We start from the raw sequence: 18,466 nt of genomic DNA, 5'->3' as shown, positions 1-18,466 counted from the left end.
CACCTCTACCTTAGAACTGAAGGCCAGCTTCACGGGCAGCATCTGCCAGTGCCTGGACACGACCATGATATTGGAACCCGGAACGGTCAAAGGAAACATCTTTGATGCCTTTTTCCAGAGCGCGTTCAGCAACAGCTTTACCCACAGCTGCAGCCGCGTCTTTGTTACCGGTGTACTTCAGTTGTTCAGAGATAGCTTTTTCTACAGTAGAAGCAGCTACCAGAACTTCAGAACCATTCGGAGCAATTACCTGTGCGTAAATATGACGCGGGGTACGATGTACCACCAGGCGAGTTGCACCCAGCTCCTGGAGCTTGCGGCGTGCGCGGGTCGCACGACGGATACGAGCAGATTTCTTATCCATAGTGTTACCTTACTTCTTCTTAGCCTCTTTGGTACGCACGACTTCGTCGGCGTAACGAACACCCTTGCCTTTGTAAGGCTCAGGACGACGGTAGGCGCGCAGATCTGCTGCAACCTGGCCGATCACCTGCTTATCAGCGCCTTTCAGCACGATTTCAGTTTGAGTCGGACATTCTGCAGTGATACCGGCCGGCAGCTTATGTTCAACAGGATGAGAGAAACCTAAAGCCAGGTTTACTACATCCCCTTTGACCGCTGCACGATAGCCTACACCAACCAGCTGAAGCTTTTTAGTGAAGCCTTCGGTAACACCGATAACCATTGAGTTCAGCAGGGCACGCGCGGTACCAGCCTGAGCCCATCCGTCTACGTAACCATCACGCGGACCGAAGGTCAGAGCATTATCTGCATGTTTAACTTCAACAGCATCGTTGAGAGTACGAGTCAGCTCGCCATTCTTACCTTTGATCGTAATAACCTGACCGTTGACTTTAACGTCAACGCCGGCAGGAACAACGACCGGTGCTTTAGCAACACGAGACATTTTTTCCTCCGATTAGGCTACGTAGCAGATAATTTCGCCACCAAGACCAGCTTGGCGCGCTGCACGATCAGTCATAACACCTTTAGAGGTAGAAACAACTGCGATACCCAGACCCGCCATAACTTTCGGCAGCTCATCTTTACGTTTGTAGATGCGCAGACCTGGGCGGCTGACACGCTGAATGCTTTCTACAACAGCTTTACCCTGGAAATACTTAAGAGTCAGTTCCAGTTCCGGCTTGATGTCGCCTTCAACTTTAAAATCTTCAATAAAGCCTTCTTCCTTCAGCACGTTGGCAATTGCCACTTTCAGCTTGGAGGAAGGCATGGTGACCGCAGCTTTATTCGCGGCCTGACCGTTACGGATACGGGTCAGCATATCCGCGATCGGATCTTGCATGCTCATCTGTCTTTACTCCCGTGATTCAATTGGTGACAATTACCAGCTAGCCTTTTTCAGACCCGGGATTTCACCGCGCATAGCGGCTTCACGGACCTTAATACGGCTCAACCCGAACTTCCGCAGGAAACCATGCGGACGACCTGTTTGACGGCAGCGATTACGCTGACGAGACGGGCTGGAATCACGCGGCAGAGTCTGCAGCTTGAGAACAGCGTTCCAACGATCTTCGTCGGTTGCGTTCACATCAGAGATGATAGCTTTCAGTTCAGCGCGTTTAGCGAAGAATTTATCAGCTAAAGCCACGCGCTTTACTTCGCGTGCTTTCATTGATTGCTTAGCCATTAAGTAACCCTACCTTACTTGCGGAACGGGAAGTCAAAGGCAGCCAGCAGAGCGCGGCCTTCTTCATCAGATTTCGCAGTAGTGGTAATGGTAATATCCAAACCACGAACGCGGTCGACTTTATCGTAGTCGATTTCTGGGAAGATGATCTGCTCACGGACACCCATGCTGTAGTTACCACGACCGTCGAAAGACTTAGCGGACAAGCCACGGAAGTCACGGATACGCGGTACAGCAATAGTGATCAGGCGCTCAAAGAACTCCCACATGCGCTCGCCGCGCAGAGTTACTTTACAGCCGATCGGATAGCCCTGACGGATTTTGAAGCCTGCAACTGATTTGCGTGCTTTGGTGATCAGCGGTTTTTGACCGGAGATTGCTGTCAGGTCAGCTGCTGCGTTATCCAGCAGTTTCTTGTCAGCGATCGCTTCACCAACACCCATGTTCAGGGTGATCTTCTCGACCCGAGGGACTTGCATGACAGAATTGTAGTTAAACTCAGTCATGAGTTTAGCGACTACTTCGTCTTTGTAGTAATCATGCAGTTTCGCCATCGTACTACTCCAAATTACTTGATAGTTTCGCTATTAGATTTGAAGAAACGGACTTTTTTGCCGTCTTCGAATCTAAAGCCTACACGGTCAGCCTTGCCGGTTGCCGCGTTGAAGATAGCAAGGTTAGAGACTTGAATAGCTGCTTCTTTCTCTACGATGCCGCCTGGTTGGTTCAGGGCCGGAACCGGCTTCTGATGTTTCTTAACCAGGTTGATACCTTCAACAATGACCTTGCCGGAAGACAGGACATTTTTAACTTTACCGCGTTTACCTTTATCTTTACCGGTTAACACGATAACTTCGTCATCACGACGGATTTTCGCTGCCATGATTCGCTCCTTAGAGTACTTCTGGTGCCAGAGAGATAATTTTCATGAACTTCTCGTTACGAAGTTCACGAGTTACCGGCCCAAAAATACGCGTACCGATAGGTTGCTCGCTGTTATTGTTTAAAATAACGCATGCATTACCATCGAAGCGAATGACAGAACCGTCCGGGCGACGAACACCCTTCTTGGTGCGCACCACTACCGCCTTCAGCACATCACCTTTCTTGACCTTACCACGCGGAATTGCTTCTTTGATGGTGATCTTGATGATGTCGCCTACGCCTGCGTAGCGACGGTGCGAGCCACCCAGAACCTTGATACACATTACGCGACGTGCACCGGAGTTGTCGGCGACGTTCAGCATAGTCTGTTCTTGGATCATTTTAGTGCTCCGCTAATGTCAACTACTACTGGGACCCAAAAGCTGGGTCGTTAAAAAGCCCCATATCGAGGGCGCGGCATTATAACACCGCTTCTGCAATATGGGTAGAAAAAATAAACGGCCCATCGCTGAGCCGTTTATTCGTATTGAGAATGCGTACTCTATTACAGAACCGCTTTCTCTACAACGCGAACCAGCGTCCAGGACTTAGTCTTGGACAGTGGACGGCATTCACGGATTTCAACCTTGTCGCCGATACCACATTCGTTGTTCTCGTCATGTACGTGCAGTTTGGTCGTACGTTTGATGAATTTACCGTAGATCGGGTGTTTCACAAAACGTTCGATAGCAACAACAATGGATTTCTCCATTTTGTCGCTAACTACGCGACCTTGCAGAGTACGGATTTTATCGGTCATTACGCACCCGCCTTCTGAGTCAGTAAAGTCTTAACGCGTGCAACATCACGACGCACTTGCTTCAGCAGATGAGTCTGTTGCAGCTGGCCACTTGCAGCCTGCATACGCAGGTTGAACTGCTCACGCAGCAGGTTCAGCAGCTCAGCGTTCAGCTCTTCAACGCTTTTTTCACGCAGCTCTTTTGCTTTCATTACATCACCGTCTTAGTTACAAAGGTGGTTTTGATCGGCAGTTTCGCTGCTGCCAGGCCGAATGCTTCACGGGCCAGCTCTTCCGGTACGCCGTCCATTTCATAAAGGACTTTACCCGGCTGAATCAAGGCAACCCAGTACTCCACGTTACCTTTACCTTTACCCATACGAACTTCCAGCGGCTTCTCGGTGATCGGTTTGTCCGGGAATACACGGATCCAGATCTTACCTTGACGCTTAACTGCACGGGTCATAGCACGACGTGCTGCTTCGATCTGACGTGCAGTCAGACGACCACGGCCAACAGCTTTCAGACCGAAAGTGCCGAAGCTAACATCCGTACCCTGCGCCAGACCACGGTTGCGGCCTTTGTGCACTTTACGGAATTTTGTACGCTTTGGTTGTAACATCAGCGACGCTCCTTATTTACGGCCTTTACGCTGCTGCTTTTTAGGTTGAGCAGCCGGTTCCGGTTGTTCAACAGCAGCCATACCACCCAGGATCTCACCTTTGAAGATCCATACCTTAACGCCGATTACACCGTAAGTGGTGTGCGCTTCAGAGGTGTTGTAGTCGATGTCAGCACGCAGAGTGTGCAGCGGTACGCGACCTTCACGGTACCATTCGGTACGTGCGATTTCCGCGCCGCCCAGACGGCCGCTAACTTCAACTTTGATACCTTTAGCGCCCAGACGCATTGCGTTCTGTACAGCACGCTTCATAGCACGACGGAACATAACGCGACGTTCCAGCTGAGAAGTGATGCTGTCAGCAACCAATTTAGCGTCCAGTTCAGGCTTACGAACTTCGGCAATATTGATCTGTGCAGGAACGCCAGCGATATCCGCTACGACCTTGCGCAGTTTTTCTACGTCTTCGCCTTTCTTACCGATAACGATACCCGGGCGAGCAGTGTGAATGGTCACACGGATGCTCTTAGCCGGACGCTCGATAACGATGCGAGATACAGACGCTTTAGCCAGCTCTTTAGTTAAGAACTGACGTACTTTAAAATCGCTGTCCAGGTTGTCAGCGAATTCTTTGGTGTTCGCGAACCAGGTAGAGTTCCATGGTTTGACAATACCCAGGCGAATACCATTAGGATGTACTTTCTGACCCATTGCTAGTCTCCAGAGTCTCAGCGATCGGACACAACCACAGTGATGTGGCTGGTGCGCTTCAGGATGCGATCTGCACGACCTTTAGCACGCGGCATAATGCGCTTCATGCTCGGGCCTTCGTCTACGAAAATTTTCGCAACTTTCAGATCATCAATGTCAGCGCCATCGTTGTGTTCAGCGTTAGCAATGGCAGATTCCAGTACCTTCTTGACCAGTACAGCAGCTTTTTTGTTGGTGTAGGTCAGAATATCCAGGGCCTGCGACACTTTCTTACCGCGAATCAGGTCAGCTACAAGGCGAACCTTCTGAGCAGAAGAACGAGCATGGCGATGTTGAGCTAAAGTTTCCATCTCTTCCTCCTACCTTATTTCTTCTTCGCTTTTTTATCAGCAGCGTGGCCGCGATAAGTACGAGTCGGTGCGAATTCACCCAGTTTGTGACCAACCATTTCGTCGGAAACAAAGACTGGAACGTGCTGACGACCATTATGGACAGCGATGGTCAAACCGATCATGTTAGGAAAGATCGTTGAACGACGGGACCAAGTGCGCAGGGGCTTCTTGTCTCCGCTTTCCACCGCTTTCTCTACCTTCTTCAGCAAGTGCAGGTCAATAAAAGGACCTTTCTTGAGAGAACGTGGCATGGCTTATCCTCTAAAATTATTTGCTACGGCGACGTACGATGAATTTATCAGTACGCTTGTTGCTGCGGGTCTTCTTACCTTTGGTCTGCAGGCCCCACGGGGATACCGGGTGCTTACCAAAGTTACGACCTTCACCACCACCATGTGGGTGATCGACTGGGTTCATCGCAGTACCGCGAACGGTAGGACGAACACCACGCCAGCGTGCAGCACCTGCTTTACCCAGAACGCGCAGCATATGCTCAGCATTGCCAACTTCGCCCAGAGTAGCGCGGCAGTCTGCTTCGACTTTACGCATTTCACCAGAACGCAGACGCAGGGTGACATAAGCACCGTCACGAGCAACGATCTGAACGTAAGTACCAGCGGAACGAGCCAGCTGACCGCCTTTACCTGGTTTCATTTCTACGTTATGAACGGTAGAACCAACCGGGATATTGCGCATCGGCAGGGTGTTGCCTGCTTTGATTGCAGCATCAACGCCAGACTGAATCTGGTCGCCAGCTTTCAGGCCTTTCGGGGCCAGAATGTAACGGCGCTCACCGTCTTTGTACAGAACCAGCGCGATGTTCGCGGAACGGTTCGGATCGTACTCAAGACGTTCAACAACTGCCGGGATACCATCTTTGTTGCGTTTGAAGTCAACAATACGGTAAGCCTGCTTGTGACCACCACCGATATGACGAGTGGTGATACGGCCATTGTTGTTACGACCGCCGGATTTGCTGTTTTTTTCAACCAGCGGAGCAAAAGGTTTGCCCTTGTGCAGCTCTGGGTTGACCACTTTAACAACGTGGCGACGACCCGGAGATGTCGGTTTACATTTAACAACTGCCATTGTATTACTCCTCCGACTTACTCAGCGCCGCCGACGAAGTCCAGATTCTGGCCTTCCTTCAGGGTGACGTAAGCTTTTTTCCAGTCGCTACGACGACCGATACGCTGTCCGTGACGTTTAACTTTCCCTTTAACTACCAGGGTGTTAACGACTTCGACTTCGACTTCAAACAGTTTCTGCACAGCAGCTTTGATTTCTGCTTTGGTCGCGTCTTTAGCAACTTTGAGAACGATGGTGTTGGTTTTTTCCATCGCAGTAGACGCTTTTTCAGAAACGTGCGGTGCGCGCAGCACCTTCAGCAGACGTTCTTCACGAATCATGCCAGCATCTCCTCAACTTGCTTAACAGCATCAGCAGTCATTACGACTTTGTCGAAGGCGATCAGGCTAACCGGGTCGATACCAGTCGCATCGCGTACGTCAACCTTGTGCAGGTTACGTGCGGCCAGGAACAGGTTCTCGTCCAGCTCACCGGTGATGATCAGCACATCTTCCAGAGCCATGTCTTTCAGTTTCTGAGCCAGCAGCTTAGTTTTAGGCGCTTCTACAGAGAACTTCTCGACAACGATCAGACGATCCTGACGTACCAGTTCGGACAGAATGCTTTTCAGCGCGCCGCGGTACATCTTCTTGTTAACTTTTTGACTGTGGTCCTGCGGACGAGCAGCGAAGGTTACGCCACCGGAACGCCAGATCGGGCTCTTGATAGAACCTGAACGCGCACGGCCGGTACCTTTCTGGCGCCATGGCTTTTTGCCTGAACCAGTTACTTCAGCACGAGTCTTCTGAGCACGAGTACCCTGACGCGCACCAGCTGCATAAGCAACAACAACCTGGTGAACCAGCGCTTCGTTGAAATCACGACCGAAGGTAGTTTCGGAAACAGTCAGCGCGCTCTGCGCGTCTTTCAATACTAATTCCATTGCTATCCCCTTACGCCTTCACAGCTGGTTTAACGATCAGGTCGCAGCCGGTTGCACCCGGAACACCACCTTTAACCAGCAGCAGGTTGCGCTCAGCGTCAACACGTACTACGTCCAGGCTCTGAACAGTAACGCGTTCGTTGCCCAGCTGACCTGCCATTTTCTTGCCTTTGAACACTTTGCCCGGAGTCTGGTTCTGACCGATAGAACCCGGAACGCGGTGAGACAAGGAGTTACCGTGGGTAGCGTCCTGGGTACGGAAGTTCCAGCGCTTAACGGTACCAGCGAAACCTTTACCTTTAGAGGTACCGGTTACGTCAACTTTTTTAACGTCAGCAAACAGTTCAACGCTAATGTTCTGACCAACGGTGTATTCTTCACCATCTGCCAGACGGAACTCCCACAGGCCGCGGCCAGCTTCTACGCCAGCTTTAGCAAAGTGACCAGCTTCCGGCTTAGTTACACGGTTAGCTTTTTTAGCACCAGTGGTAACCTGAACAGCGCGATAGCCATCGTTAGCCAGATCTTTGACCTGAGTAACGCGGTTTGCTTCAACTTCGATAACGGTTACTGGGATAGAGACGCCATCTTCAGTGAAGATGCGGGTCATACCCACTTTTTTACCGACTAAACCAATCATTGTATCAACCTCTCAATCGCTCGATGACCTGATTAACCCAGGCTGATCTGCACGTCTACACCGGCAGCCAGGTCCAGACGCATCAGAGCATCAACGGTTTTTTCAGTTGGCTCAACGATGTCAACCAGACGCTTGTGAGTACGAATCTCGTACTGATCACGCGCATCTTTGTTGACGTGCGGAGAGATCAGAACGGTGAAACGCTCTTTGCGGGTCGGCAGCGGGATCGGACCACGGACTTGCGCACCAGTGCGCTTAGCAGTCTCGACGATTTCCGCGGTTGATTGATCGATCAGACGATGATCAAACGCTTTAAGGCGGATACGGATTCTTTGGTTCTGCATGAGACCAGAGCTCCAATTATTTTATAGACGAAATGATTACTCCTCATACCCATTACGATTGATGGGAGAGTGTAACCGTTCTTACAGAGTTCCCCGATTGGGAACATTGTTAGGTAGCAAACTGCGCTACCAGGGCTCATATCGAACCGGCCGTCAATTTTGACAGGCCCGCGCATTATACGCAAATTCAGGCGCGACGCAAGTGCTGATTAGAAAATCATCACCACAATTTGCGCGTCTTCTCGCGCAGGCGCTCAGCAATGCAATAACACAATAAATAAGTCAGGAATAAGCCTTCCATCTTGCACAAATGCGCTTTGCGCAAACGCGCGACGATAAGCAAAGTGAGCGCATTATCCCCGAACAGGAGTGTTCCATGCTTACCGTCCTCCCCTTCTTAGTTTGCTACTGTGCATTAACCCTGGCGTTGTGCCGGCAGGACCTGCTTCACGGTCTTCTTCCCGACAGTCTCACCTGCCCGCTGCTGTGGAGTGGTTTAGTTTTTTACCTGTGTCTTGCGCCGCAGCGGCTAGAAGATGCCGTCTGGGGGGCTATTGCCGGCTATCTTTTTTTTGCCCTGCTCTATTGGCTATATCGCATGTTTCGCAGCTATGAGGGATTAGGATACGGCGACGTTAAATATCTTGCCGCCCTCGGCGCCTGGCACGGTTGGCAAAAGTTGCCACAGCTGGTATTGGTCGCCTCGCTGTTTGCCGGGATGACATGGATGACATTGGCGTTGGTCAGGAGGAGGAAGCAACAACGATGGGATTTGAACAACCCGCTGCCGTTTGGGCCATTTCTGACTGCAGCGGGTTTTTGGTGCGGGTGGCAGACGTTCGCTAGTCTGACACTTTGATCTGCGATTGAAGGTAATTTTGCAGACCGATTTTACCGATCAGATCTAACTCGGTTTCCAGCCAGTCAATATGGCCTTCCTCATCGGCAAGGATTTCAATCATCATATCGCGACTGACATAATCATGAACGCTGTCGGCATAGGCGATTGCCTCACGCAGGTTTTGCGCACCTTCGAGCTCCAGCCGTAAGTCAGACTGCAGCATCTCTTCGACATCCTCACCGATGCCAAGTTTGCCAAGATCCTGCAGGTTAGGCAGCCCTTCAAGAAACAAAATACGCTCGATGTACTTATCGGCGTGTTTCATCTCATCGATAGATTCATGATATTCAATATCGTTGAGGCGCATCAGGCCCCAGTTCTTGAACATTCTTGCATGAAGAAAATACTGGTTAATAGCAACCAGTTCGTTTCCCAATAATTTATTGAGATAACTTATGATTTTGACATCACCTTTCATTATAAAGTCCCTCCGCTTCCACTTATTGAAGCGTAGTCCGGGCTATAAGGATGTCAAAAAGAGAAGGGTCGCGATCAGGCGATTTCTTTGAATTCCGGCATGCTGGTTAATTCATCTTCCATCACTTCGCGTGCCGCGCGGACGCACTTACCGCATTGATTTCCAACGGGAATAAACTTGCGTAATTGTTGAAAAGATTGCGGTTGAAATTGACGCACAACCTGGCGGATTTTTTTATCGCTAACGCCATTGCACAAACAAACGTACATATAAACTCCCGTTCAATTTATGCACAAAGTTTAAATGAGAATAGTTATGATTACAATAGACTGTTTATTAATTATCCGTAGCGGCGCACTTTATGAATATTTAAACCAACCTGGCTTATCACCAAATCACAGACAGCAAAAAGGGCGCCGAAGCGCCCTTTTTAATTCAAAGCTAACGAATTAACCCAGAACTTTAGCTACAACGCCCGCGCCAACGGTACGGCCGCCTTCACGGATTGCGAAACGCAGACCGTCGTCCATCGCGATCGGGTGGATCAGGGTAACAACCATTTTGATGTTGTCGCCCGGCATTACCATCTCTACGCCTTCCGGCAGTTCGATGGTACCAGTCACGTCAGTAGTACGGAAGTAGAACTGCGGACGGTAGCCTTTGAAGAACGGAGTATGACGGCCGCCTTCGTCTTTGGACAGGATGTACACTTCAGATTCGAACTTGGTGTGCGGCTTGATGCTGCCCGGCTTAGCCAGTACCTGACCACGTTCGATTTCTTCACGTTTGATACCACGCAGCAGAACACCTACGTTCTCACCAGCACGGCCTTCGTCCAGCAGTTTGCGGAACATTTCAACGCCAGTACAGGTGGTTTTCGCGGTTTCTTTGATACCAACGATTTCAACTTCTTCACCAACTTTGATGATACCGCGCTCTACACGACCGGTAACAACGGTACCACGACCGGAGATGGAGAATACGTCTTCGATCGGCAGCAGGAACGGCTTGTCAATCGCACGCTCTGGTTCCGGGATGTAAGAATCCAGGAAGCCAGCCAGTTCGATGATTTTCGCTTCCCACTCTGCGTCGCCTTCCAGCGCTTTCAGAGCAGAACCACGAACGATCGGAGTGTCGTCGCCCGGGAAATCGTACTGAGACAGCAGTTCACGAACTTCCATCTCAACCAGTTCCAGCAGCTCTTCGTCATCAACCATGTCGCATTTGTTCAGGAACACGATGATGTACGGAACGCCTACCTGACGACCCAGCAGGATGTGCTCACGAGTCTGCGGCATCGGGCCGTCAGTCGCAGCAACAACCAGGATCGCGCCATCCATCTGAGCAGCACCGGTGATCATGTTTTTAACATAGTCGGCGTGGCCCGGGCAGTCTACGTGTGCGTAGTGGCGAGTCGGGGTGTCATATTCAACGTGAGAAGTGTTGATGGTGATACCACGAGCTTTTTCTTCCGGCGCGTTATCGATCTGGTCGAATGCGCGAGCAGCACCGCCGTAGGTTTTAGCCAGTACGGTGGTGATTGCAGCGGTCAGAGTAGTTTTACCATGGTCGACGTGGCCGATAGTACCAACGTTGACGTGCGGTTTTGTACGTTCAAATTTTTCTTTAGACACGGCTATATTCCTTACTATAGTGCTCTCCCCTCAGGAGAGAGCACGGGACTTAGGTTTTAATCCTGTGGATTATTTACCACGGGCTTCAATAACGGCCTGAGCAACGTTGTTCGGAGCATCATCATACTTCAGGAATTCCATGGTGTATGATGCACGACCTTTGGTCAGAGAACGCAGCTGAGTTGCATATCCGAACATTTCAGACAGCGGAACTTCAGCGTGGATCTTAACGCCAGTTACTTCAGATTCTTGACCGCGCAGCATGCCGCGACGACGGCTCAAGTCACCGATTACGTCACCGGTGTTCTCTTCCGGAGTTTCTACTTCAACCTTCATGATCGGCTCAAGCAGAACTGGTTTCGCTTTCTTAAAGCCTTCTTTAAAGGCGATAGAAGCGGCCAGTTTAAACGCCAGCTCAGAGGAGTCAACGTCGTGGTAAGAACCGAAGTGCAGACGGATACCCATATCAACTACCGGGTAACCAGCCAGCGGACCAGCTTTCAGCTGTTCCTGGATGCCTTTATCAACGGCCGGGATGTATTCGCCAGGGATTACACCACCTTTAATGTCGTTGATGAACTCGTAACCTTTCGGGTTAGAGCCCGGCTCCAGCGGGTACATGTCGATCACAACGTGACCGTACTGACCACGACCACCAGACTGCTTGGCGTGTTTACCTTCAACATCGGTAACTTTCTGGCGAATCGCTTCGCGGTAAGCAACCTGAGGTTTACCGACGTTCGCTTCAACGTTGAATTCACGCTTCATACGGTCAACGATGATGTCGAGGTGCAGCTCACCCATACCGGCGATGATGGTCTGGTTAGACTCTTCGTCAGTCCATACGCGGAATGACGGGTCTTCTTTAGCCAGACGACCCAGAGCCAGACCCATTTTTTCCTGGTCAGCTTTGGTTTTCGGCTCAACGGCGATGGAGATTACCGGCTCAGGGAATTCCATACGCTCCAGAATGATCGGCGCATCCGGGTCACACAGGGTGTCACCAGTGGTTACGTCTTTCAGACCGATAGCGGCAGCGATATCGCCCGCGCGAACTTCTTTGATCTCTTCACGTTTGTTAGCGTGCATCTGAACGATACGACCGAAACGCTCACGTGCAGCTTTCACGGAGTTCAGTACGGTATCACCAGAGTTAACCACACCGGAGTACACACGGAAGAAGGTCAGGTTACCAACAAACGGGTCGGTAGCGATTTTGAACGCCAGTGCAGAGAACGGCTCGTCGTCGCTTGCGTGACGCTCAGCCGGGGTATCTTTACCGTCGTCCAGGATGCCGTTGATTGCCGGAACATCAACCGGGGATGGCAGGTAATCAATTACCGCATCCAGCATCGCCTGAACACCTTTGTTCTTGAACGCAGAACCGCAGGTTACCAGGATGATTTCGTTGTTCAGAACGCGCTGACGCAGAGCTTTTTTGATCTCTTCTTCAGTCAGTTCTTCACCACCCAGGTATTTTTCCATCAGCTCTTCGGAAGCTTCCGCAGCGGACTCGATCAGGTTCTGGTGCCATTCGTCAGCCAGGTCCTGCATGTCAGCCGGGATATCTTCGTATTCGAAGGTAACGCCCTGGTCTGCATCGTTCCAGTTGATGGCTTTCATTTTCACCAGGTCAACAACACCGGTGAAACCTTCTTCAGCACCAATTGCCAGCTGCAGCGGAACCGGGTTCGCGCCCAGACGGGTTTTGATCTGACCAACAACTTTCAGGAAGTTCGCACCCATGCGGTCCATTTTGTTAACGAACGCAATGCGCGGAACTTTATATTTGTTTGCCTGACGCCATACGGTTTCAGACTGCGGCTGAACACCACCAACTGCGCAGTAAACCATTACCGCACCATCAAGAACACGCATGGAACGTTCTACTTCGATAGTGAAGTCAACGTGCCCCGGGGTGTCGATGATGTTTACACGGTGCGGTTCATACTGTTTAGCCATACCAGACCAGAATGCAGTAGTCGCAGCGGAAGTGATGGTGATACCACGTTCCTGCTCCTGCTCCATCCAGTCCATGGTAGCGGCGCCGTCATGAACTTCACCGATTTTGTGGTTTACACCGGTGTAGAACAGAATACGTTCGGTAGTAGTGGTTTTACCGGCGTCGATGTGCGCACTGATACCGATGTTACGGTAGCGTGCGATGGGTGTTGTACGAGCCATTTGATTCCTCGTTTATTTCTTTAGGCGTTCAGTTAAGTTATCCAGAGCGGGCGACTCATCTGAAACGCCCGCCTGGTGACTATGACTCCGAAGGGATTACCAACGGTAGTGTGCGAACGCCTTGTTGGCTTCGGCCATACGGTGAACGTCTTCACGTTTCTTAACTGCAGTACCTTTGTTGTCTGCAGCGTCAGTGAGTTCGTTCGCCAGGCGCAGAGCCATGGATTTATCACCGCGTTTACGAGCAGCTTCAACGATCCAACGCATTGCCAGGGCATTACGACGAACCGGACGTACTTCAACTGGAACCTGATAAGTAGAACCACCTACGCGGCGGGACTTAACTTCGACAGTCGGGCGCACGTTTTCGAGCGCAACTTCGAAGGCTTCCAGTTCAGTTTTACCAGAGCGCTGAGCCAGGGTCTCCAGCGCGCTGTATACGATAGTTTCTGCAGTAGATTTTTTACCATCTACCATCAGGATATTTACAAATTTAGCCAGCAGTTCTGATCCGAACTTCGGATCCGGCAGAATTTTACGCTGACCAATGACGCGACGACGTGGCATGGAAATACTCCGTTGTTAATTCAGGATTGTCCAAAACTCAAAGAGTTTAGTTTGACATTAATATAAAACGTTTGGCCTTACTTAACGGAGAACCATTAAGCCTTAGGACGCTTCACGCCGTACTTGGAGCGAGCCTGCTTACGGTCTTTAACGCCGGAGCAGTCAAGCGCACCACGAACGGTGTGGTAACGAACACCCGGAAGGTCTTTAACACGACCGCCACGGATCAGGATCACGGAGTGCTCCTGCAGGTTGTGACCTTCACCACCGATGTAGGAGGTGACTTCGAAACCGTTAGTCAGACGCACACGGCAAACTTTACGCAGTGCGGAGTTCGGTTTCTTAGGAGTGGTGGTATATACGCGAGTACATACGCCACGTTTCTGCGGGCAGGCTTCCAGCGCCGGCACGTTGCTCTTTGCAACTTTGCGCGCGCGTGGTTTGCGTACCAGCTGGTTAACTGTTGCCATTAAATAGCTCCTGGTTTTAGCTTTTGCTTCGTAAACACGTAATAAATCGCCTCATATAATATGAGGACGCAGAATTTTAGGGCGGTGCCGAAAAGGTGTCAAGAAATATACAACGATCCCGCCATTACCAGGCCAACTGACCTTCATGTTTGACCGTAAGACTGACGAAATCAGTATAGTCAACCCTGACGACACTGTCCGCAATTTGACCAGCCAGCCCGCGGGCTTCGATATCGTCTTGCAGAGCATGTAGGGTTATGGGGGCGGATTGCAGGATTTCAAGGAAACGGCCGCCGTCAATCGCCGCGACCACGCCATCGGAGAGCAGCAGCAGATCGTCACCTGGCTTCACCAGACGCAGCATCGCATCGATATCGGCGTGCCAGGGAGAGACGCTTAGAGTATGGAGCATCTGGGCCTCAGAATCGTAGAATCACGTTGAACTCGTCAAGCCGGGCGCGCAGCGCTTCTGGCTCGAGGCTTTCTGCATCCACCACCCACGGCGTATCGGCGGCCAGACCGCGTTCGCGGGCAGACGCCGCGCATAGCCAACACTGTTCGATGTCATACAGCGATAACAGCTTGAAGGTGGCGATATAATCACGGGCGAGGATTTTTCCCGGCTGCTGGCCAGGGATAATCTGAAACACGCCGTCGCCGACAAAGAAGACGCCGAGATCATCGGTAAGCGCCGAGGTCGCCAGTAAGGCGTCCAGCCCTTCCCTGCCGGCTGCGCTGCCGTGCGGCGCGGAAGAAAATACGAAAGCCACGCGTTTCATCAGAACTGCACCATTCTATCGCAGGTTAACGACGCTTCAGCCAGCGCGCCTAGTCCGCTTAAGGTGAATCCCGGCTGCAGATTCTGCGCCGGCAAACCAAGCTGCTGCGCTTCGCGTTCATCGGTCACGCCGCGGCGTAGCGCGGCTGCCACGCAAATGTGTAGCGCAACGGCATGTTCATCATGCAGGCGCTGCCAGTGACGCACCAGGTCTACCTCATCGCTGGCAGGGGCCGTCAGCTGATTGGCGTTGTAGACTCCTTCGCGATAGAAAAACACGCAGGCCAGTTCATGCCCTGCGTTAATAACCGCCTGCGCAAACTGCCACGCGCTACTGGCCTGCTGAGTACCGTAGGCAGGCCCGGTTACCGTGATGGCAAAACGCATTACTTATCGAGTCCCTGGAAATCACCGCTTTTAAACTGGCGGATGTAAAGGTACACCGTGTGTTTAGAGATATTCAGGCGATCGGCTACCTGGTTAATCGCATCTTTGATATCGAAGATGCCTTTCTCGTAAAGATTCAACACGATTTGGCGGTTTTTCGCGTTATTCGACACGTTGCGATCGGCATTCACCTCTTCAATGGTGAACTCCAGCGTTTGTGCGACCAGGTCATCTACCGACGAGGCGAAGTTGACCTGCGAGTTGACTTCCGGCGTTTCCGGCGGAATGAAAGTGCTCATAATCTGCGAGAACGGGACATCGAGGTTCATGTTGATACAAAGCAGACCAATCACCCGATGTTCGCGGTTACGTATGGCGATAGTCACCGATTTCATCAGCACGCCGCTTTTCGCGCGGGTAAAATAGCACTTCGATACGCTGCTATCCGCTCCCGTCATATCGTGCAGCATACGTAACGCCAGATCGGTAATCGGCGAGCCAATTTGGCGGCCGGTGTGTTCACCGTTAGCGATACGAATAGCGGAGCATTTTAAATCCTGCAGTGAGTGCAGCACGATTTCACAGTGGGAGCCAATGAGCATCGCTAACCCGTCCACCACCGCTTCATAGGATTTTAGGATATCGAAGTCGGTCTGGTCGAAAGGACGTTGATCCAGCAGGTCAAGCTCGCTGGTTTCGTTGGTTAAAAGCGACCTGGACATGTAAAAAAGCACTCCTTTTCAGGAGCCTGTCGTTATCGTCAGGGCAGGCTCATCATCATTATTAAGCTATCTAAAGTAATACAGCGCCTGAGGAATTTTCCAGTTTTAATTATATCTGCTGCCAATAAAAAAGCCGCCGCCCCTGAAGGCGGCGGCTTATGGCAGATTACTTCTTAGCGTCAGCAGCCGGTGCTTCGGCAGCGGCTTCTGGCTTAGCATCAGCCTTCGGAGCCGGTTTGATGTCCAGCAGTTCTACATCGAATACCAGCGTAGAGTTAGCCGGGATACCCGGAACGCCAGTTTTGCCGTAAGCCAGATCCGGTGGGATGACCAGCTTGATTTTGCCGCCTTTTTTGATGTTTTTCAGGCCTTCGGTCCAGCCCGGGATAACGCCATCAAGACGGAAAGAGAGCGGCTCGCCGCGGGTGTAAGAGTTGTCGAACTCTTTACCATCGATCAGCGTACCTTTGTAGTTCACCACGACGGTATCGCTGTCTTTCGGCGCATCGCCGGTACCGGCTTTCTCGACTTTATACATCAGGCCGGATTTAGAAGTTTTCACGCCCTTCTCTTTAGCGAAGGCGTCACGGAACGCTTTGCCTTTGGCATCGTTCTCGGTCGCATCTTTTTCCATCTTCTGCTGAGCGGCGGTTTTCACGCGGGTCTCAAAGGACTGCAGAGTGGTTTCAATTTCTTTGTCGGACAGTTTGCTCTTATCGGCAAACGCATCCTGCACGCCGGCGATCAGCTGGTCTTTATCCAGTTTGATACCCAGCTTCTCTTGTTCTTTCAGGGAGTTTTCCATGTAACGGCCGAGGGATGCACCCAGCGCATAAGCGGATTTTTGATCGTCATTTTTAAATGCCGATTTGCTGTCCGCCGCCGGTGCGGCTTTTGCTGCGGTATCGGCAGCAAAGGTCAGCGGTGCATTCAGGGCAACGGCCATCGTGGTCGCCAGCAGCGTTACTTTAAACAGTGATTTCATCCATTTCTCCAGGGCCGGGGCATCTCACCCCAGGGTTATCATAAAAAGCAAAAAACGTACTATAGAACGTTGCAGAACAAATCTACATACGGACCTACCTGAATATCGCCTCATTTCAGACTATTTTTGTATGAATTAGTTTCCTCTCTGACGTTACGATGCTGCGTTAACGCGGAAACTTGAGTAGAATCCGCCCGCAAACAAGACAGAAGAGGCGACCTATGAACGATAGCACAATGGAGACGCGTCTGGCGGAACTGGAAAGCCGACTGGCGTTTCAGGAGATCACCATCGAGGACCTCAACAAAACCGTCACGGCGCATGAAATAGAAATGGCCAAAATGCGCGAACATATGCGCTTGATGATCGAAAAACTGAAAGCGACGCAGCCGTCGCACATCGCGTCACAGTCTGAAGAGACACCGCCTCCGCATTATTGAGACGTAAAAAAAGCGGGTCTCCCCGCTTTTTTTGGCTATTCGCGCGAACGCGACGCCATTAGTGGCAACCGCAACCGCCGTTACCGCAACCACCTTTGCCGTGTTCATGGTCGTGACCATGATCGTGGCCGTGACCGCCGCAGCAACCGTCATGACCGTGGTCATGATCGTGATCGTGGCCATGAGCGCCGTGTACGTGACCGTGCTCCAGCTCTTCTGCAGTGGCTTCGCGCAGGGCGACAACTTCTACGTTGAACTTCAGATTCTGGCCAGCCAGCATGTGGTTGCCGTCAACCACCACGAAATCGTCGCCGACTTCGGTGATTTCTACCGGTACCGGACCCTGGTCGGTTTCAGCCAGGAAGCGCATGCCAACCTGCAGTTCGTCAACGCCCATGAAGACGTCTTTAGGAACGCGCTGAACCAGGTTTTCGTCATACTGGCCGTACGCGTCATTCGCGCCGACTTCGACATCAAATTTGTCGCCCACTTCGTGGCCGTTTAATGCGTTTTCCAGGCCGGAAATCAGGGAACCGTGACCATGCAGGTAGTCCAGCGGCGCACTCACCGGAGACTCATCAACCAACACACCGTCTTCTGTACGTACCTGATAGGCCAGGCTGACCACCAGGTCTTTTGCTACTTTCATGATATCTCCTGAGCATGGGAAGAATAGTGGCGCAGATTGTAGCGGAATTCTGCAGCCGTGTACCCTCTAGCTTAAAAAAAGCCGACAGATAACGCTAGTCCGGATGAAAAATGCCGATCACTTGCTCTTCTTTGCGAACGTGTTCGCGGACCTCTTTATCGGCCTCGCGCATCTGATGTCCGCACTTAACACACTCAACAATATCGACATTATTCTCGCGCCACATCGCCAGTGAATCCTGTGCCTGGCACGCCGGACATTTTGCGCCGGCAATAAAACGTTTACGTACCGCCATTT

At 51.4% G+C, this 18,466-nt stretch carries 33 protein-coding genes; 2 read left to right on the top strand and 31 right to left on the bottom strand.

The features are described from left to right. Window positions 1-10 precede the first annotated feature (10 nt). The 18 genes from rplR to rpsJ all read right to left on the bottom strand — a co-directional run bounded on the left by rplR (window position 11) and on the right by rpsJ (window position 8,034). Window positions 11-364 (bottom strand): 50S ribosomal protein L18, encoded by a 354-nt coding sequence (rplR, locus tag KGA69_RS08455; protein ID WP_006817270.1) that lies wholly within the window; start codon window positions 362-364, stop codon window positions 11-13. 9 nt (window positions 365-373) lie between these two features. Then, on the bottom strand, window positions 374-907 hold the full coding sequence (rplF, locus tag KGA69_RS08450; protein ID WP_008807049.1) for a 50S ribosomal protein L6: 534 nt from the start codon (window positions 905-907) through the stop codon (window positions 374-376). A 12-nt stretch (window positions 908-919) separates the two neighbouring features. Further along, entirely contained in the window at window positions 920-1,312 is a 393-nt protein-coding gene (gene rpsH / locus KGA69_RS08445; RefSeq protein WP_008807048.1) for a 30S ribosomal protein S8, read from the bottom strand. Between the two features lie 33 nt (window positions 1,313-1,345). Continuing rightward, window positions 1,346-1,651: a 30S ribosomal protein S14 gene (gene rpsN, locus KGA69_RS08440; RefSeq protein ID WP_002919667.1), complete on the bottom strand. Its 306-nt coding sequence runs from the start codon at window positions 1,649-1,651 to the stop codon at window positions 1,346-1,348. Window positions 1,652-1,665: 14 nt separating this feature from the next. Next, window positions 1,666-2,205, bottom strand: coding sequence for a 50S ribosomal protein L5 (rplE, locus tag KGA69_RS08435; RefSeq protein ID WP_003031123.1), 540 nt, complete (start codon window positions 2,203-2,205; stop codon window positions 1,666-1,668). Between the two features lie 14 nt (window positions 2,206-2,219). Then, window positions 2,220-2,534, bottom strand: coding sequence for a 50S ribosomal protein L24 (gene rplX, locus KGA69_RS08430; RefSeq protein ID WP_015369424.1), 315 nt, complete (start codon window positions 2,532-2,534; stop codon window positions 2,220-2,222). Between the two features lie 10 nt (window positions 2,535-2,544). After that, window positions 2,545-2,916, bottom strand: a complete 372-nt coding sequence (gene rplN, locus KGA69_RS08425) for a 50S ribosomal protein L14 (protein ID WP_000613954.1) — start codon at window positions 2,914-2,916, stop codon at window positions 2,545-2,547. A 164-nt stretch (window positions 2,917-3,080) separates the two neighbouring features. Continuing rightward, the gene (rpsQ, locus tag KGA69_RS08420) at window positions 3,081-3,335 is read right to left on the bottom strand and encodes a 30S ribosomal protein S17 (RefSeq protein WP_002438707.1); all 255 of its coding nucleotides are present in this window, start codon (window positions 3,333-3,335) and stop codon (window positions 3,081-3,083) included. Next, a complete protein-coding gene (gene rpmC, locus KGA69_RS08415) occupies window positions 3,335-3,526 on the bottom strand; it encodes a 50S ribosomal protein L29 (protein ID WP_002919754.1) in 192 nt (63 codons plus the stop codon). The genes rpsQ and rpmC overlap by 1 nt, the downstream gene beginning before the upstream one ends. Beyond that, window positions 3,526-3,936: a 50S ribosomal protein L16 gene (gene rplP / locus KGA69_RS08410; protein WP_002919759.1), complete on the bottom strand. Its 411-nt coding sequence runs from the start codon at window positions 3,934-3,936 to the stop codon at window positions 3,526-3,528. Before rplP ends, rpmC begins: the two co-directional genes overlap by 1 nt. A 12-nt stretch (window positions 3,937-3,948) precedes the next feature. Beyond that, window positions 3,949-4,647 (bottom strand): 30S ribosomal protein S3, encoded by a 699-nt coding sequence (gene rpsC / locus KGA69_RS08405; protein WP_002919766.1) that lies wholly within the window; start codon window positions 4,645-4,647, stop codon window positions 3,949-3,951. Between the two features lie 17 nt (window positions 4,648-4,664). Next, the gene (rplV, locus tag KGA69_RS08400; RefSeq protein ID WP_002919773.1) at window positions 4,665-4,997 is read right to left on the bottom strand and encodes a 50S ribosomal protein L22; all 333 of its coding nucleotides are present in this window, start codon (window positions 4,995-4,997) and stop codon (window positions 4,665-4,667) included. A gap of 14 nt (window positions 4,998-5,011) precedes the next feature. Further along, window positions 5,012-5,290, bottom strand: a complete 279-nt coding sequence (gene rpsS, locus KGA69_RS08395; protein WP_001138115.1) for a 30S ribosomal protein S19 — start codon at window positions 5,288-5,290, stop codon at window positions 5,012-5,014. A gap of 16 nt (window positions 5,291-5,306) precedes the next feature. After that, window positions 5,307-6,128: a 50S ribosomal protein L2 gene (rplB, locus tag KGA69_RS08390; protein WP_015369423.1), complete on the bottom strand. Its 822-nt coding sequence runs from the start codon at window positions 6,126-6,128 to the stop codon at window positions 5,307-5,309. A 17-nt stretch (window positions 6,129-6,145) separates the two neighbouring features. Further along, the gene (gene rplW / locus KGA69_RS08385) at window positions 6,146-6,448 is read right to left on the bottom strand and encodes a 50S ribosomal protein L23 (protein ID WP_000617546.1); all 303 of its coding nucleotides are present in this window, start codon (window positions 6,446-6,448) and stop codon (window positions 6,146-6,148) included. Continuing rightward, the gene (rplD, locus tag KGA69_RS08380) at window positions 6,445-7,050 is read right to left on the bottom strand and encodes a 50S ribosomal protein L4 (RefSeq protein ID WP_000424395.1); all 606 of its coding nucleotides are present in this window, start codon (window positions 7,048-7,050) and stop codon (window positions 6,445-6,447) included. The genes rplW and rplD overlap by 4 nt, the downstream gene beginning before the upstream one ends. 10 nt (window positions 7,051-7,060) lie before the next feature. Further along, the gene (gene rplC, locus KGA69_RS08375) at window positions 7,061-7,690 is read right to left on the bottom strand and encodes a 50S ribosomal protein L3 (protein ID WP_003031117.1); all 630 of its coding nucleotides are present in this window, start codon (window positions 7,688-7,690) and stop codon (window positions 7,061-7,063) included. Between the two features lie 32 nt (window positions 7,691-7,722). Further along, the gene (gene rpsJ / locus KGA69_RS08370) at window positions 7,723-8,034 is read right to left on the bottom strand and encodes a 30S ribosomal protein S10 (RefSeq protein ID WP_001181005.1); all 312 of its coding nucleotides are present in this window, start codon (window positions 8,032-8,034) and stop codon (window positions 7,723-7,725) included. Window positions 8,035-8,410: 376 nt separating this feature from the next. Between rpsJ and KGA69_RS08365 the strand changes: the two genes are divergently transcribed. Continuing rightward, window positions 8,411-8,893 (top strand): prepilin peptidase, encoded by a 483-nt coding sequence (locus KGA69_RS08365; RefSeq protein WP_047078586.1) that lies wholly within the window; start codon window positions 8,411-8,413, stop codon window positions 8,891-8,893. Here KGA69_RS08365 and bfr read toward each other — a convergent pair. From bfr to fkpA, 11 genes are all read right to left on the bottom strand, one after another. Next, entirely contained in the window at window positions 8,877-9,353 is a 477-nt protein-coding gene (gene bfr / locus KGA69_RS08360) for a bacterioferritin (RefSeq protein ID WP_015369420.1), read from the bottom strand. The two genes, KGA69_RS08365 and bfr, sit on opposite strands and share 17 nt — an antisense overlap. Before the next feature lie 74 nt (window positions 9,354-9,427). Next, a complete protein-coding gene (gene bfd / locus KGA69_RS08355) occupies window positions 9,428-9,622 on the bottom strand; it encodes a bacterioferritin-associated ferredoxin (protein WP_015369419.1) in 195 nt (64 codons plus the stop codon). A gap of 180 nt (window positions 9,623-9,802) precedes the next feature. Continuing rightward, complete coding sequence (tuf, locus tag KGA69_RS08350) at window positions 9,803-10,987, bottom strand: elongation factor Tu (protein WP_015369418.1); 1,185 nt, start codon at window positions 10,985-10,987, stop codon at window positions 9,803-9,805. A 69-nt stretch (window positions 10,988-11,056) separates the two neighbouring features. Beyond that, on the bottom strand, window positions 11,057-13,171 hold the full coding sequence (fusA, locus tag KGA69_RS08345) for an elongation factor G (protein ID WP_045375915.1): 2,115 nt from the start codon (window positions 13,169-13,171) through the stop codon (window positions 11,057-11,059). A gap of 96 nt (window positions 13,172-13,267) precedes the next feature. Then, a complete protein-coding gene (gene rpsG / locus KGA69_RS08340; protein WP_015369416.1) occupies window positions 13,268-13,738 on the bottom strand; it encodes a 30S ribosomal protein S7 in 471 nt (156 codons plus the stop codon). 95 nt (window positions 13,739-13,833) lie between these two features. Beyond that, window positions 13,834-14,208 (bottom strand): 30S ribosomal protein S12, encoded by a 375-nt coding sequence (rpsL, locus tag KGA69_RS08335; RefSeq protein ID WP_000246815.1) that lies wholly within the window; start codon window positions 14,206-14,208, stop codon window positions 13,834-13,836. 124 nt (window positions 14,209-14,332) lie between these two features. Next, entirely contained in the window at window positions 14,333-14,620 is a 288-nt protein-coding gene (tusB, locus tag KGA69_RS08330; RefSeq protein WP_045394886.1) for a sulfurtransferase complex subunit TusB, read from the bottom strand. Window positions 14,621-14,627: 7 nt separating this feature from the next. Continuing rightward, window positions 14,628-14,987: a sulfurtransferase complex subunit TusC gene (gene tusC / locus KGA69_RS08325; protein ID WP_045394885.1), complete on the bottom strand. Its 360-nt coding sequence runs from the start codon at window positions 14,985-14,987 to the stop codon at window positions 14,628-14,630. Next, a complete protein-coding gene (gene tusD, locus KGA69_RS08320) occupies window positions 14,987-15,373 on the bottom strand; it encodes a sulfurtransferase complex subunit TusD (protein ID WP_045394884.1) in 387 nt (128 codons plus the stop codon). Before tusD ends, tusC begins: the two co-directional genes overlap by 1 nt. After that, on the bottom strand, window positions 15,373-16,095 hold the full coding sequence (locus tag KGA69_RS08315) for a helix-turn-helix transcriptional regulator (protein ID WP_004868391.1): 723 nt from the start codon (window positions 16,093-16,095) through the stop codon (window positions 15,373-15,375). Before KGA69_RS08315 ends, tusD begins: the two co-directional genes overlap by 1 nt. 166 nt (window positions 16,096-16,261) lie before the next feature. Further along, window positions 16,262-17,080 carry an FKBP-type peptidyl-prolyl cis-trans isomerase gene (fkpA, locus tag KGA69_RS08310; protein ID WP_015369412.1) on the bottom strand — a complete coding sequence of 273 codons (819 nt, stop codon included), beginning with the start codon at window positions 17,078-17,080 and terminating at the stop codon, window positions 16,262-16,264. Window positions 17,081-17,301: 221 nt separating this feature from the next. Between fkpA and KGA69_RS08305 the strand changes: the two genes are divergently transcribed. Continuing rightward, window positions 17,302-17,520 carry a protein SlyX gene (locus tag KGA69_RS08305; protein ID WP_015369411.1) on the top strand — a complete coding sequence of 73 codons (219 nt, stop codon included), beginning with the start codon at window positions 17,302-17,304 and terminating at the stop codon, window positions 17,518-17,520. 58 nt (window positions 17,521-17,578) lie between these two features. Here KGA69_RS08305 and slyD read toward each other — a convergent pair whose 3' ends face one another. Further along, entirely contained in the window at window positions 17,579-18,169 is a 591-nt protein-coding gene (gene slyD, locus KGA69_RS08300; protein WP_015369410.1) for a peptidylprolyl isomerase, read from the bottom strand. A gap of 94 nt (window positions 18,170-18,263) precedes the next feature. After that, the gene (locus KGA69_RS08295) at window positions 18,264-18,464 is read right to left on the bottom strand and encodes a YheV family putative zinc ribbon protein (RefSeq protein WP_004106389.1); all 201 of its coding nucleotides are present in this window, start codon (window positions 18,462-18,464) and stop codon (window positions 18,264-18,266) included. Between the last annotated feature and the right edge of the window lie 2 nt (window positions 18,465-18,466).

Source organism: Klebsiella sp. A52, from assembly GCF_018388785.1.
GTDB classification, from domain to species: domain Bacteria; phylum Pseudomonadota; class Gammaproteobacteria; order Enterobacterales; family Enterobacteriaceae; genus Klebsiella; species Klebsiella aerogenes.
The sequence above is the reverse complement of the archived record's forward strand: the minus strand, read 5'-3'. Positions and strand labels throughout refer to the sequence as shown.